The organism is Mycobacterium sp. ITM-2016-00318, assembly GCF_002968285.2.
In the GTDB taxonomy this organism is placed as follows: Bacteria; Actinomycetota; Actinomycetes; order Mycobacteriales; family Mycobacteriaceae; genus Mycobacterium.
Genome location: NZ_CP134400.1, coordinates 2,177,566 through 2,192,047 on the forward strand (window position 1 = coordinate 2,177,566; position 14,482 = coordinate 2,192,047).

At 67.8% G+C, this 14,482-nt stretch carries 12 protein-coding genes; 9 read left to right on the forward strand and 3 right to left on the reverse strand.

Annotated features, from left to right (window positions below; genetic code table 11):
- Positions 1-52: 52 nt before the first annotated feature.
- From C6A82_RS10520 to C6A82_RS10535, 4 genes are all read left to right on the forward strand, one after another.
- On the forward strand, positions 53-2,911 hold the full coding sequence (locus C6A82_RS10520) for a BTAD domain-containing putative transcriptional regulator (protein WP_105348755.1): 2,859 nt from the start codon (positions 53-55) through the stop codon (positions 2,909-2,911).
- Positions 2,912-3,021: 110 nt separating this feature from the next.
- Positions 3,022-3,861: a class I SAM-dependent methyltransferase gene (locus tag C6A82_RS10525; protein ID WP_105348756.1), complete on the forward strand. Its 840-nt coding sequence runs from the start codon at positions 3,022-3,024 to the stop codon at positions 3,859-3,861.
- 53 nt (positions 3,862-3,914) lie between these two features.
- Positions 3,915-4,253 (forward strand): helix-turn-helix transcriptional regulator, encoded by a 339-nt coding sequence (locus C6A82_RS10530; protein WP_105348758.1) that lies wholly within the window; start codon positions 3,915-3,917, stop codon positions 4,251-4,253.
- Positions 4,254-4,419: 166 nt separating this feature from the next.
- Positions 4,420-5,454 (forward strand): HoxN/HupN/NixA family nickel/cobalt transporter, encoded by a 1,035-nt coding sequence (locus C6A82_RS10535; protein ID WP_396836809.1) that lies wholly within the window; start codon positions 4,420-4,422, stop codon positions 5,452-5,454.
- Between the two features lie 23 nt (positions 5,455-5,477).
- Here C6A82_RS10535 and C6A82_RS10540 read toward each other — a convergent pair whose 3' ends face one another.
- Genes C6A82_RS10540 through C6A82_RS10550 form a run of 3 tightly spaced genes read right to left on the reverse strand, consistent with a single transcriptional unit; the run spans position 5,478 to position 8,706 of the window.
- Positions 5,478-6,257 (reverse strand): siderophore-interacting protein, encoded by a 780-nt coding sequence (locus C6A82_RS10540; RefSeq protein ID WP_311101778.1) that lies wholly within the window; start codon positions 6,255-6,257, stop codon positions 5,478-5,480.
- A gap of 14 nt (positions 6,258-6,271) precedes the next feature.
- Positions 6,272-7,684 (reverse strand): mycothione reductase, encoded by a 1,413-nt coding sequence (gene mtr, locus C6A82_RS10545; protein WP_105348761.1) that lies wholly within the window; start codon positions 7,682-7,684, stop codon positions 6,272-6,274.
- A gap of 5 nt (positions 7,685-7,689) precedes the next feature.
- Positions 7,690-8,706 carry an alpha/beta hydrolase gene (locus C6A82_RS10550; RefSeq protein ID WP_105348763.1) on the reverse strand — a complete coding sequence of 339 codons (1,017 nt, stop codon included), beginning with the start codon at positions 8,704-8,706 and terminating at the stop codon, positions 7,690-7,692.
- Positions 8,707-8,797: 91 nt separating this feature from the next.
- On the opposite strand from C6A82_RS10550, the gene C6A82_RS10555 reads away from it, so the two are divergent.
- The 5 genes from C6A82_RS10555 to cobA all read left to right on the forward strand — a co-directional run bounded on the left by C6A82_RS10555 (position 8,798) and on the right by cobA (position 14,457).
- A complete protein-coding gene (locus C6A82_RS10555) occupies positions 8,798-9,259 on the forward strand; it encodes a GNAT family N-acetyltransferase (protein WP_105348764.1) in 462 nt (153 codons plus the stop codon).
- Positions 9,259-11,094, forward strand: coding sequence for a magnesium chelatase subunit D family protein (locus tag C6A82_RS10560; RefSeq protein ID WP_199193957.1), 1,836 nt, complete (start codon positions 9,259-9,261; stop codon positions 11,092-11,094). Before C6A82_RS10555 ends, C6A82_RS10560 begins: the two co-directional genes overlap by 1 nt.
- Positions 11,095-11,106: 12 nt before the next feature.
- Positions 11,107-11,721, forward strand: a complete 615-nt coding sequence (gene cobO / locus C6A82_RS10565; protein ID WP_105348768.1) for a cob(I)yrinic acid a,c-diamide adenosyltransferase — start codon at positions 11,107-11,109, stop codon at positions 11,719-11,721.
- A 112-nt stretch (positions 11,722-11,833) separates the two neighbouring features.
- Positions 11,834-13,195, forward strand: a complete 1,362-nt coding sequence (locus tag C6A82_RS10570; protein WP_105348782.1) for a cobyrinate a,c-diamide synthase — start codon at positions 11,834-11,836, stop codon at positions 13,193-13,195.
- Positions 13,196-13,257: 62 nt separating this feature from the next.
- Positions 13,258-14,457, forward strand: coding sequence for a uroporphyrinogen-III C-methyltransferase (cobA, locus tag C6A82_RS10575; protein WP_105348770.1), 1,200 nt, complete (start codon positions 13,258-13,260; stop codon positions 14,455-14,457).
- Positions 14,458-14,482: the final 25 nt, after the last annotated feature.

Here is a 14,482-nt window from a genome sequence, read left to right on the forward strand (position 1 = left end):
CGCGATTATGAAATTCGCAGTTCAGGCCGCTCGAAGCCTTCATGCTGTACGGGTGGCGGTGAAGTTCGGGTTACTCGGCGACGTGGAGGCGCGTACGGGCGGGCAGTTGCTCGACATCGGTCCCGCGCGTCAGCGCTGCGTCCTGGTGGCACTGCTGATCGACGTGAACCGCCTTGTACCGTCCGACCAACTGATCGAGCGGGTGTGGTCCGACGAATTGCCGCACCGTGCGCGAAACGCCCTGGCCGGCTATCTGTCCCGGCTCCGGCATGTGCTCGGCGACCATGGTGTGCAGATCACGCGCCAGCCCGGCGGCTATGTGCTGACGACGGATCCGTCGTCGATTGATCTGCACACGTTTCGGCAGCTGGCGCGCCGGGCGCGCGCTGCGGCCGAAGCCGTCGAGGCCGACGCGTTGTTCGACGCGGCGATGTCGATGTGGCGCGGCGTCCCTTTCGCGTCGCTCGACACGCCCTGGATGAACGACGTTCGGACTGCACTGGAGGCCGAGCGGTTCGCGGTCGCGCTGGACGGCAACGACGCCGCCTTGCGGGTCGGCAGGCACGGTGAGCTGCTCCCCGGCCTTGTCACATTGTCGTCGGAGCATCCGCTCGACGAACGGCTGGCCGGACAGCTGATGCTCGCCCAGTTCCGTTGTGGCAGACAAGCCGACGCGTTGGAGACCTTCCGCGCGATGCGTGAACGGCTCGTGGAGGAGTTGGGCACGGACCCCGGGCCAGGACTGCGGCAGGTGCACCAGCAAATCCTCGACGGCGACCCAGGGCATCTGGTGCCAACGCCCGCGCCACGTGCTGCGGTGACCGCCCGCCCGCGCCCAACAGTGCCAAGGCGAATCACGAGCTTCGTCGGGCGCGAACGTGACATATCCACCGTCCTCGACGCCCTTGCCCGCAGCCCGTTGGTGACCTTGACCGGCGTCGGCGGGGTCGGTAAGACGCGGTTGGGCCTCGAGGTCGCCAGCCGGCTGCAGGCGGAATTCGACCACGGTGCGGCGTTCTGCGAGCTGGCGCCTCTGGAGGACGGTTCGGCGGTCGGCCACGTGGTCGCCGCGGCGCTGAGACTGCAACAACAGCAGGGGCTCGGAATCGAGGACACCGTCATCGACTACCTGCGCACGCACAGGATGTTGCTGCTACTGGACAACTGCGAACACGTCCTGCCCGCCGCCGCGCGTCTCGCGGACGAGATCGCGCGGCACTGCCCGGATGTCGTCGTGCTGGCTACGAGCCGCGAGGCGCTCGGCATCGAGGGTGAGCGAATCGTGCCGGTGGCCGCGCTGCCTGTCGAGGACGCAACCGCGCTGTTCGCCGAGCGCGCCAAGGCCGGCAGACCCGATTTCGACCTCGACCGGGAACCCGTAGGGGCAGTCGCCGAGATCTGCAGGCGTCTCGACGGCCTTCCGTTGGCGATCGAACTGGCCGCCGCGCGCATGCGCGCGATGAGCAGCCTCGACGTGGCACGCCGGCTGGACGGGCTGCGGCTGCTGCGCGGCGGAACACGCGATGCGCCACGACGGCAGCAGAGCCTCGCCGCGACGATCGACTGGTCCTACCGTCTGCTGACTGAGCGGGAACAGGCATTGTTCGTCCGGCTCTCGGTGTTCGCGGGCGGTTTCGACCTCGACGCCGCCCACGGCGTATGCGGTGCGGACGCCGACACCGAAGACGACATCCTCGACCTGCTCACCGCGCTGCTCGACAAATCCATGGTGAAGATGCGCGCCGGCACGACCGGAGCCCGCTACTTCCTTCTCGAAACGCTGCGCGCGTACGGCCGTGATCGATTGCGGAACAGCGGTCTTCTCGAGGACAACGTTTCGCGCCATGCGCGGTACTACACCGGTTTGGCTGAGCGCGCCGCGGCCGGCATGCACGGCGTCGACGAAGGGGCGTGGGTCGAGCGGATGACGCCCGACTACGACAACCTGCGGGTGGCGTTCGAGCACGCCGTCGCTGCGGCGGACATCGACAACGCCCTGCGTTTGGTCACGTCGCTGTCCGAATTCGTCCACCTCCGAATCGGATACGAGTCTTCGGGCTGGGCGCAGCGGCTGGTCGAGTTGACCGACCCCGACCACCGGCTCTACGCCGCCGCCGTCGGATTCGCCGCACGGGGAGCGTGGAACAAGGGGGAGTTCGAGCAGGCCCGGTCGTTGGCGAGCCTGGCCCGCGGGCGCGACCCGGGCCGCGGCAACGGCCGCGTCGCCTACCCCGGCGATGTGCTCGCGGATCTTGCACTGTATGAAGGGGATCCGGGCGCCGCGCTCAGCCATTACCATGCGGAGATGGTGCGTGCCCGCGCCGAGAACGATCCGATTCGCCTGGTGTGGACGCTGTTCTACGTGGCGATCTGCCATGCCGCGCTGCGTGTCCCCGACGACGGCATCGCCGCCGCGGAGGAGGCGGTCGCGGTATCCGATACGACTGCCAACCCGACGGCGCGATCGATGGCACGTTATGCGCTCGGCCTGGTGTCCAAGAAGTCGGCGCCCGAACGTGCCCTGGCGTTGTTCGACGAGGCCGCTGAGCTGGCGGCATCGGTGCAGAATTTCTGGTGGCATGGCATCGCGTCGATGGAGGCCGCGGCGACCCGCGCCGTCCACGACGAACCCGCGAGCGCGGCGCATGCCCTGATCGAGGTGATCGATCACTGGGACCGGGTCGGAGACTGGAGCCAGCAGTGGTTGAATCTCCGCTACGTCACCCGATTTCTGTTCAGGGTCGGCGCCGAGGAGGATGCGACGCGCCTGCATCACGCGCTCGTCGCCGCGGGCAAGGAATCGCCGCTGCGCGCAGACCAGCTCGTCGGCCTCGACGCGCGCCAGGGGGCAGGCATGTCCGGCGCCCAAGCCGTGGCGCTGGCGCTTGCGACACTTGAGCGGCACACCTGAAAAGCCAGAATATGTCCTGTGAGCAGGAGATTTCACGATCTGCGAACCCTTGCTCAACACCGCGGGGCGACGCTATTAACGTCAATCACCTACGTGAAGGAGTGCATGAGATGACCACCGTCGAAGCCGACGACCGTGAACTCAAGGCCAAACACCGTGCCCTGTGGGCATCCGGCGACTATCCGGCCGTCGCCGCCGAGCTCATCCCCGCCTTCGGTCCCGAACTGGTGCGCGCTTGCGGCGTCAAGTCCGGCGACCGCGTCCTCGACATCGCCGCCGGTTCGGGCAACGCGGCCATTCCCGCCGCCGAGACCGGCGCCATCGTCACCGCAAGTGACCTCACGCCGGAGCTGTTCGCCGCCGGCAGGCGCATCGCTGCCGCGCGCGGTGTCGAGCTCGAGTGGGCGGAAGCCGACGCGGAGGCTCTGCCGTTCGCAGACGACAGCTACGACGTCGTGATGTCATCCGTCGGTGTGATGTTCGCACCGCATCACCAGGCGGCCGCGGACGAGTTGATCAGGGTGTGCCGTCCGGGTGGAACGATCGGATTGATCAACTGGACGCCGCAGGGCTTCATCGGCAACCTGTTCAAGACGATGAAGCCGTACGCACCGCCGCCACCGCCTGGCGCCAGCCCCGCACCACTGTGGGGCGACGAGGACCACGTCCGCGAACTGCTCGGGGATCGGGTGACCGATCTCGAGCTGCGTCGCCAGAAGGTCCTCATCGACCACAGTGCGACGCCCGAGGAATTCCGCGAGTACTGGAAGCGCAACTACGGGCCGACGATCGCGGCGTACAGGTTCAACGCCGAGGATGCCGAGCGGGTTGCGGCTCTGGACCGCGACTTCCTGGCGTTCCTCACTGAATGGAACTCCTCGACGGAGCCCGGCGCGACGGCGTATGAGGCCGAGTATCTGCTCGTCACCGCACGGAAGCTCGAGCGGTAGGTAGAGGGGCCGCGGGGTGATCCAGCCGCTGGGTACCCGGTGGCTGGATTACATTGTCAGCAGTGGAGAAGCCCGTGAAAGAGCAGCTGGTCGAGCGTGCGTCGTCGGCGCTGGCCGACGTCGACACCGCCGGCTGGACCCTGCGTTTCGACCTGTTGTCCGATCCCAACCGGCTGGAGATCCTGCTGTGCCTGCACCGGGCGCCGGGGATCTGCGTCGGTGATCTCGCCGCGGCACTCGGGCGGTCGGAAAATGCGGTGTCTCAAGCGCTTCGGGTGCTTCGGCAGCAGGGCTGGGTGAGTTCGACGCGGACCGGCCGAGAGGTCAGCTACCGGCTCGAGGACGAGATCGTCCACGAGTTGCTGCACCGAATCGGCGCCCAGCACGGCTGATCACCTGGCCAACTCGAGGCTTCGCCACGACTCGGGCCTGAGCCAGTTCACACCTGAATATCTGTTCAGCTAGACAGATGAAGGCCCGGGTTCTAGGGTCGGCATGGTGAGTGTCGCGACGCAGTCGGAAGCCGCCGGTACCAATCGTTTCGACCGAACCGACTGGATGTCGATCACCGCAATGGGCGCCGTCGTGCTCGCACTCCACGTCTTCGGGTGGGGTGTGCTGGTACTCGGCGTGGCTCCACAGCACATCACGCTCGGTTCCGCCGGAGTCTTCGGCGTAGGTCTGGGCGTCACGGCTTACCTATTGGGCGTGCGACACGCATTCGACGCCGACCACATCGCCGTCATCGACAACACCACCCGCAAGCTGGTCGGGGAAGGCACCCGGTCGGTGTCGGCAGGCTTCTGGTTCTCGCTAGGACATTCCAGCGTGGTTTTCGGCCTGGCGTTCCTGTTGGCGATCGGCGTGCGCGCGATCGTCGGGCCGGTGCAGGACGAGGGATCGCCGATGCTGCAGACCCTTGCCCTGGTGGGTTCCCTTGTCGCAGGCACCTTCCTCATTTTGATCGGGCTCTCGAATCTGTTCGCCGCAGTGGGCATCGCCAAGGTGTTCCGCCGCATGCGCAGCGGCGAGCTCGACGAGGCCGAACTGGAGCGTCAACTTCAGCAGCGAGGCCTGCTGGCCCGGGTATTCGCCAGGGTCATGCGCCGGGTGAGCAAGCCGGGGCATCTGTATCCGGTCGGGCTCTTGATGGGCCTCGGCTTCGATACGGCCACCCAGGTGGCGCTGCTCGTGCTGGCGGCGGGAACGGCCGCGTTCACGCTGCCCTGGTACGCGATCCTGGTGCTGCCTGTGCTGTTCGCCGCGGGGATGAGCCTGTTCGATGCGGTCGACGGCATCCTGATGTCGCGCGCCTACGGCTGGGCCTTCCTGCAGCCGGTGCGCAAGGTCTACTACAACCTCACGGTGACGGTGCTGTCGGTCATCGTCGCGTTGGTCATCGGCGTCATCGTCCTCAGCGGCCTGCTGGCCGACCGGCTCGGCATCGAGTCCGGGCCGGTGGAGGTGATCGCTTCGGCGAATCTCGAGTTCGTCGGCTTCATGATCGTCGGCCTCTTCATCGCGGCATGGCTCATCGCCCTCGGCATCTGGCGTTACGGTCACGTCGAGAAGCGGTGGGCGGCGGCCGACTGAATCATCAGCCTTCTCGTGGGTTGCTAGAGCCCGGCCTGCTCGAGCGCTTCATCGAACTGCTCCATGGCGTCTTTCGCGCTCTTGCCGTCGTCAAGCGCCTTGGCGTAGACCGAATACAGACCGGCGCCGACGAGCGCGAACCGGTCATCCCAACCAGCGGAGTGCCGCCGCCAGTAACCCATGACGTCGAGTTGGCCGAGCTCCCAATGCAGTTCATTCCGCAGGTGCTTGCGTACGGCGCGCGCATCGCTCGCTTCGCCGGCGAACCAGCAGTAACCGGCCCCCTCCGGTGGGGTGTACGCCGAAACCCGCTGGGGGAGGGCACCGTCGAACGAGGGCACCACCGTCACGTCCGGCTGGGTTGGCAGGTAGGCCAGAGCGTCGTCGTCGACCACCTCGACGAACACGGTGGTCGGTACCGGTGGCGGATCGTCCAGGATCGCGGCGAGCGCGGGCAACCCGGCCATATCGGCAACGAGCAACTGCCAGTCGGTGGTCGCTGGTGGCCGGTACCACGAATTGGCATGCGCCAGCACGACCTTGTCACCCTCGGCGGCACGGCTTGCCCACGCGGTTCCCACGCCGTCACCGTGCATGAGGATGTCGACGACGAGACGCGCGTCCCCGCCTACATCCCGTCGAACGGTGTAGGTCCGGCCCGGCGCGGACCGCTCCCCGCCGAAATAGATTCCGACAGCGGTGTCGGCACAATTCGGCAGGTTCAGCCGCTCCACATCGGGCACATCGAGAGTGACTCGCGTGAAATACGCGCTGAGAGAACGTGAGTCGACCACCGAGCCCACGGCATGGTCAGTACTCAATGGCGGCGGGCGGGCGGCCACGGCGGTTCGCCGCACAACGCCAGCAGAGCGTTCTCGATGACCTCAGGCAGCGCCGGATGGATCCAGTACTGGCCGCGCGCCATGTCCTGACCGGCAAGACCGAAGCTCATCGCCTGGATGATCGGCTGGATCAACGACGACGCCTGATAGCCCATGATGTGGGCGCCGAGGATCTTCCCGGACTCGGCTTCGACGATGATCTTCGCGATACCGGTGGTGTCTTCCATCGCCCAGCCGTAGGCGACGTCGCCGTAGTCCTGCACCTTCGAACTGACGTCGTATCCCTGTGCGCGGGCTTGATTCTCGGTGAGCCCGACCATCGCGATCTGCGGATCGGTGAACACCGCCGACGGCACGAAACGATGGTCGGACTGCTTGAGGTGTTCGGTGTCGTCCCAGTCCAGCAGCAGGTTTTCCCGGACCACGCGAGCCTCGTGGTTGGCCACATGTTTGAGCTGATAGTCCGAGCTCACGTCGCCGAGCGCGAAAACGTTGCGGGCAGTGGTGCGTTGGTACTCGTCCACAACGACGCTGCCGTCACGAACCTCGATGCCGGCGGATTCGGCGTCGAGCAGGTCGCCGTTGGGTACGCGGCCCGTCGCCACCAACACGACATCGGCCTTCAGAGTCGCTCCGTTGTCCATCGTCAGAGTGACGCCATCGCTACCTTGGCTGGCGCCGACCACGTTGCAGTGGTTGTGGATCTCCCATTTCTTCGACGCGATGTCGGTGAACCGCTCGCACACCGTGTCGTCGCAGTGCCGCAGAAGCGTCCCACCGCGGATCACCAGCGAGACCCGGGTACCCAGCGCTGCAAACGTGTGGGCGAATTCGGCGGCGACGAACCCGCCCCCGACGATGACCAGGTGTTTCGGCAATTCGCCGATCCGCATGATGGTGTCGCTGGTGTAGTAGTCGACGCCGCAGTCCCTGATCGCGTCGGGCACCGAGACACGCGAGCCGGCCGCGATCACCACCTGGTCCGCCGTGAACTCCTCGCCGTTCTCGGTGCGCAGCTGATAGCGACCATCGGCCGTGGATGTGGTGAAGCGGGTGTGGGTGTCGTACACCACGACGTTGGGTGATGATCGTCGGTAGTTCTCGCCGCCCATCGCGATCGGGTCGATGCGACCGAACACCCGCGAAACGATGTCGCTCCACCGAACACCGTCAAGCGTCGCGTCGACACCGAATCGGGCGGTGTCGCGGACGGTATGCGCGACCTCCGCGGAGTAGACGAACATCTTCGTCGGGATGCAGCCGACGTTGAGGCAGGTACCGCCGAAAATGCCCTGTTCGCATATCGCGACGCGCTTGTCGGTGTAGCGCTGGTCGAGAATCGCGTTGCCCGAGCCGGTGCCGATGATCGCGATGTCGAAATGTTCCATTCAGGTCATCCTTGTTCCGATTGCGCTTCTGCACCTGCCGAATGTGACCAGTCGGCATACCAGTCCAGCCAACGGCCCAGTTCGCGGAATGCGGCGGCGCGCGGCTCTTCCAGCGACAGGAACACGTCGTGCTTCGCGTCGACGATCGGCACGATCGTGGTCCGGTTGCCGATGCAGCCCGCCCACCGCGCGATCTGCTCGACGTCGAGCACCGCGTCGCCGCGCTGAATCTTGTCGGGGTTGGGTACCTCCCGCACGCTGTGGTCCGAGCGCAGAATCAGGTTCGGCACGCCGACATCGAGTCCGCGGTGCAGGCGCGCGTGTCCGCGCCTGATCGCGTTGATCCAGCCGAACGTCACCGGAAAGCCGCCGACCGGTTTCCAGTTGAGGTCGTAGTCGAATTCGCCGTGGTAGTCGCGGTGCAAAGAGGTGCCGTACCCGCCTTCCGTCGGCGACCGGGCCACCAGCTTCTTACGGAAGCGCGAGACAGCGCCGATCGCGGCGGTGCCGACGGTGCGCAGGATCGCCGGGCCTTGCAGGTCCAGCCACGGGCTGTTGAGGACAAGGCCGTTGAGGTTTTTGGCGGCGGTGGCGCCGCGGCGCCGCAACCGGTCCAGCCACAGCGACACGACGAGCCCGCCCGCCGAGTGCCCGTACACGAGGACCTTCGCCCCACCGGTGGCCGCAGTGACGATGGCGAGTGCGCGGTCCAACTCGGCGTCGTAGCGGGTCAGGTCGGTGGTGAAGTGCGGGGTCTGCCCTTCGCGCCAGGATCGCCCGCACTTGTGCAGGTCGAGGGCGTAAAAGGCGAAACCGCGGTCGATGAAGGCGTTGGCGACCTCGGTGTGGAAGAAGTAGTCGGTGAACCCGTGCACCAGCAGCACGGCGTGCTCGACGGGTCGCTCCCGATCGCCTGCGCGAACCAGGGTGGCCACCAGGTCGCCTTCGCCGTCGGGGTCCGGCCCAAGGGCAAGGGTGTGCTGCCAGTAGCCGGGCAGAACATCGGGCTCCCAGGCGGTCACGTCAGCTACCTTAACCGCGGGCAGGTGGCCCGCTTCGGGCCGACGCTCGGCGGGATAACCTGGGCACCGTGTCCGTGACGGTGCCGACTTCGTGAACGTTTCTCTGCGTCGCGCCTGGGCCAAGGATCTCGACACCCCAACGCTCTACGAGCTGCTCAAGCTGCGCGTCGAGGTGTTCGTCGTCGAGCAGGCGACGCCGTACCCGGAGCTCGACGGGCGCGACCTGTCGGCAGACACCCGTCACTTCTGGTTGGCGGGCTCCGACGGCGATGTCATCGCCACGCTGCGGTTGATGGAGGAGCACGCGGGCGGCGCGAAGGGCTTCCGCGTCGGGCGGCTCTGCACGAAGCGCACTGCGCGTGGCCACGGCCATGCGAATCGGCTGCTGCAGGCGGCGCTGGCCGAAGTGGGAGACTACCCGTGCCGCATCAACTCCCAGACCTACCTGGAAGACATGTACCGACAGCACGGCTTCGTCCGCGACGGCGACGAGTTCCTCGACGACGGGATTCCGCACGTGCCGATGCTGCGCGGCGGAAGCGAACAACAGTGATCCCGGGCTATCCGTTCAGCGCGATCGTCGGGCATGACCGGCTGCGACTGGCGCTGGTGCTGTGCGCGGTGCGGCCCGAGATCGGCGGCGTGCTGATCCGTGGCGAGAAGGGCACCGCGAAATCCACGGCGGTGCGTGGCCTCGCGCAGGTGCTCGCGGCCGTCGACCCCGATTCGGCGCTGGTCGAGCTCCCGATCGGGGCGACCGAGGACCGGGTGGTCGGCTCGCTGGATCTGCAACGCGTGCTGCGCGACGGTGAGCACGCCTTCTCGCCGGGTCTGCTGGCCCGTGCGCACGGCGGCGTGCTCTACGTCGACGAGGTCAACCTGCTGCACGACCATCTCGTCGACGTCTTGCTCGACGCCGCCGCGATGGGCCGGGTGCACATCGAACGCGACGGGATATCGCACAGCCACGAGGCGAGATTCGTCCTGATCGGCACCATGAATCCGGAAGAGGGTGAGCTGCGCCCGCAGCTGCTCGACCGGTTCGGGCTCACCGTGGACGTGCACGCCTCACGCGAGGTCGATGTGCGAGCCGACGTGATTCGCGCACGGATGGCGTTCGAGGCCGACCCTGCCGCGTTCGCCGCTTCCTACGCCGAACAGGATGCCGAGCTGGCCCGCGGGATCGCTGCCGCCCGCGCAGCTGTCGGCGATGTGGATTTGCCGGACAACGAATTACGCCGCATTGCCGCGCTGTGTGCGGCGTTCGACGTCGACGGGATGCGCGCCGACCTCGTGGTGGCGCGCACCGCAGTCGCACACGCGGCGTGGCGCGGGTCGCGAGTAGTCGAGGAAACCGACATCCGCGTGGCCGCCGAGCTCGCGCTGCCACACCGGCGGCGACGCGACCCGTTCGACGATCCCGGCCTTGACCCCCAGCAGCTCGACGATGCGATGGCGCAATCGCAGGAGCAGGCAGGTGACCCGAACCCCGAGCCCGACCCGGATTCACCCGACGATGGCGGCGGTGCGCCGGTCACCGATTCGGATCGGCCCCAGCCGCAGGGCAATTCGTCACCCACGACGCGCCCGAGCGCGGCGCCGTCGGGCGTCTTCCGAACCCGCACCCTCCAGGTTCCCGGTGTGGGGGAGGGCGCTCCCGGTAGACGCTCGCGTGCGCGCAACCGCACCGGGACGCCCGTTTCGTCGACGGCAGAGCCCGACGAGGGGCACGGTCTGCATGTCTTCGCGACGCTGCTGGCCGCTGCGCGTCGGCAGCAGCGGCCGGGTCGGCCCCGTCCCACAGCCGACGATGTCCGCCGAGCGATTCGCGAAGGCCGCGAAGGAAACCTGGTGATCTTCGTCGTCGACGCATCGGGCTCGATGGCGGCGCGCGACCGGATGTCGGCGGTCAGCGGCGCAACGCTCTCGCTGCTGCGCGACGCCTATCAGCGCCGGGACAAGGTTGCGGTGATCACCTTCCGTGGGCAGGACGCCACCGTGCTGTTGCCGCCGACCTCGTCGGTGCACATAGCAGGGCGCAGGCTGACCCGATTCGACACCGGTGGGAAAACGCCACTGGCGCAGGGGCTGCTGGCCGCACGCGATGTGGTCGTGCGCGAGAAGGCGCGCGATCGGGCCCGGCGCTGCCTGGTGGTCGTCCTGACCGACGGACGCGCCACCGGCGGTCCCGACCCGCTCGGCCGGGCGCGGATCGCGGCGGCGCGACTGCTCGCAGAAGGCGCGGCGGCCGTCGTCGTCGACTGCGAAACATCCTTCGTGCGACTCGGTTTGGCCGAGGACCTGGCGCGTCACCTCGGTGCCCCCGCGGTTCGGCTGGCGCAGCTGAGGGCCGACAACCTCACCGCCGTGGTCCGCACCGCCGCATAGGGAGGGCTGAAGATGCCTCAGGGACAACCTCTCGCCGTTCCCGACGACGGTCTGACGACTCGCGTCCGCCGCAACGCACCGCTGCTCGCCGTGCACACGGGCGCGGGTAAGGGCAAGTCGACAGCGGCCTTCGGAATGGCACTGCGCGCGTGGAACCAGGGTTTCGACATCGCGGTGTTCCAGTTCGTCAAGAGCGCCAAGTGGAAAGTGGGCGAGGAAGCCGCTTTTCGTGAGCTCGGCCGGGTGCACGACGAGCACGGCGTCGGCGGCCCCGTCGAATGGCACAAGATGGGGTCCGGCTGGTCGTGGTCGCGCAAGGCTGGCACCGACGTCGACCATGCCGCCGCCGCGGCCGACGGCTGGGCCGAGATCGCCAGGCGATTGGCCGAGGAGCGGCACGACTTCTATGTGCTCGACGAGTTCACCTACCCGCTCAAATGGGGGTGGATCGACACCGACGAGGTGGTCGCCACGCTCGCTGCGCGGCCGGGTACCCAGCACGTGGTGATCACCGGCCGCGACGCCCCGCAGTCTCTGCTCGACGCCGCCGATCTGGTCACCGAGATGACCAAGGTGAAACACCCGATGGACGTGGGCCGTAAGGGTCAGAAGGGCATCGAGTGGTGACTGTTCTTCTCGCGGGCTGGGCCTACGCGAGCAGACGCAAAGGTGCCCATTTAGACGGCGTGTCGGGCACTTTTGCGTCTGCTCGCGCGAAAACGGAACGGCCGTGAGCACGGTGGGCGTGCCTGCCGTCGTGATCGCCGCGCCTGCGTCGGGCAGCGGAAAGACCACAGTGGCAACGGGTTTGATCGGCGCGCTGCGACAGGCTGGGCACCGCGTCGCCCCCTTCAAGGTCGGCCCCGATTACATCGACCCCGGCTATCACGCGATTGCGGCGGGCAGGCCGGGCCGCAACCTCGACCCGGTTCTGGTCGGCGACGACCTGATCGGCCCGCTGTACCGGCACGGCGGCGACGGGTGCGACATCGCCGTGGTCGAGGGCGTGATGGGGCTGTTCGACGGTCGCATCGAACCCACCATGACCGGCCCGGCGACGGGTTCGACGGCACACGTCGCCGCCCTTCTCGGCGCGCCGGTGATCCTCGTCGTCGACGCCAAGGGGCAGAGCCACAGCATGGCCGCGCTGCTGCACGGCTTCTCGACGTTCGACGACACCACAAGGATTGCCGGGGTCATCCTCAACCGGGTCGGCTCACCGCGGCACGCGGAGGTGCTGCAGCAGGCGTGCGAGCATGCTGGCATCCCGGTTGTCGGCGCGTTGCCGCGGCTCGACGAGTTGAGCGTGCCCTCACGGCATCTCGGGCTGGTCACCGCCATCGAACACGGTGAGCATGCCCGCGCCGCCGTCGCCGCGATGACGTCCTTAGTCGCTGCGCACGTCGACCTGGCGGGCGTCGTCGCCGCCGCGGGCGGACACGTCACCGCGGACCCGTGGAGCGCGGAAGACGCCGTCGGCGACCGCACCGCCTGCGGTGTCACGGTGGCCCTAGCCTCGGGTAGAGCGTTCAGCTTCAGCTACGCCGAACACTCAGAACTGCTCAGGGCGGCGGGCGCCGACGTCGTCGAGTTCGACCCGCTGATCGACGGCCTGCCCGCGGGCTGCGCGGCGCTGGTGCTGCCCGGCGGGTTCCCCGAGGAGTTCAGCACCGAGTTGTCGGCCAATGTACCTGTCCGACAACAGATCGCCGCGCTCGCCGCGACGGGTGCGCCCGTGCACGCCGAATGCGCCGGCCTGACGTACCTCGTCGACGAGCTCGAGGGCTATCCGATGTGCGGTGTGCTTTCGGGCTCGGCGCGGTTCACCGACCGGCTCACGCTGGCCTACCGCGAAGCCGCCGCCACCGCCGATTCGACGCTCTACGCGGCGGGGGAGCGCGCGATCGGCCATGAGTTCCACCGAACCACAGTCACGTTCGCCGACAGCTATCACCCGGCCTGGGTGTATCGCGGCCGCGACGTCGCCGCCGTCCGCGACGGCGCCGTGCACGGCGGAGTGCATGCCAGCTATCTGCACACCCATCCGGCGGCCCGCCCCCATGCGACGGCACGCTTCGTCGAGGCGGCGAGAAACCTCTAAGCTCGCCGGATGACGCGCACGCGTAGGGGTACCGCCCGCCCGAAGGGCAGGGGGAGAGCGAGGTGACCTCTGAGAACGCCTACCTCGTCGGCCTGCGCCTCGCCGGAAGGAAGGTCGTCGTCGTCGGCGGTGGCACGGTTGCCCAGCGCCGCCTTCCCTTGCTGGTTGCCACCGGCGCGGACGTGCACGTCATCTCCAGGTCCGCGACTCCTGCCGTCGAAGCGATGAGCGGAATCACGCTGACGCTCAGGGTCTTTGAGGACGGCGATCTCGACGGCGCGTGGTACGTCATCGCCGCCACCGACGACCCCGACGTCAACGCGGCCGTTGTCGACGGGGCCGAGCGGCGGCGAGTCTTCTGCGTCCGTGCCGACGCCGGAAGCGAAGGTTCCGCGGTGACGCCCGCCACATTCGACTACGAGGGGCTGGCCGTCGGCGTACTCGCCGCGGGCGATCACCGACGTTCGGCGGCCATCCGATCGGCGATACACGAGGCTTTCCAGCAGGGCCTGATCACCGGCGAAGCGCCCGGCGTCGTGCACGGCGGGGTGGCCCTTGTCGGCGGCGGACCCGGTGACCCGGAGCTGATCACGGTGCGTGGCAGACGTCTGCTGGCCAACGCCGACGTGGTGGTCGCCGACCGGCTCGCGCCGCCGGAACTGCTCGCAGAACTGCCGCCGCACGTCGAGGTCATCGACGCCGCGAAGATTCCGTACGGCCGGGCGATGGCACAGGATGCGATCAATGCGGTGCTCATCGAGCGGGCCAAAGAAGGCAAGTTCGTCGTCCGGCTCAAGGGCGGCGACCCGTTCGTCTTCGCGCGCGGCTACGAGGAAGTGATCGCGTGTGCCAATGCCGGCATTCCGGTGACTGTCGTGCCGGGTGTGACAAGTGCCATAGCGGTTCCCGCAATGGCAGGCGTTCCCGTCACCCACCGAGCGATAACGCACGAGTTTGTGGTGGTCAGCGGCCATGTTGCGCCGGGACACCCCGAATCGTTAGTGAATTGGGATGCGCTGGCCGCGATGTCCGGCACCGTCGTTTTGCTGATGGCCGTCGAGCGGATCGAGCAATTCGCCGAAGTCCTGCTCAAAGGCGGCCGACCTGCGGATACACCAGTGCTCGTCGTCCAGCACGGCACGACCTCGGCGCAGCGGACGTTGCGGACCACGCTCGGCGACGCGCCAGAGGCGATCCGGTCGGAAGGCGTCCGACCACCGGCGATCATCGTGATCGGCCCCGTAGCGGCCTTCGGCGGTTAAAGGGATCTTAAGATTACTGTAAGGT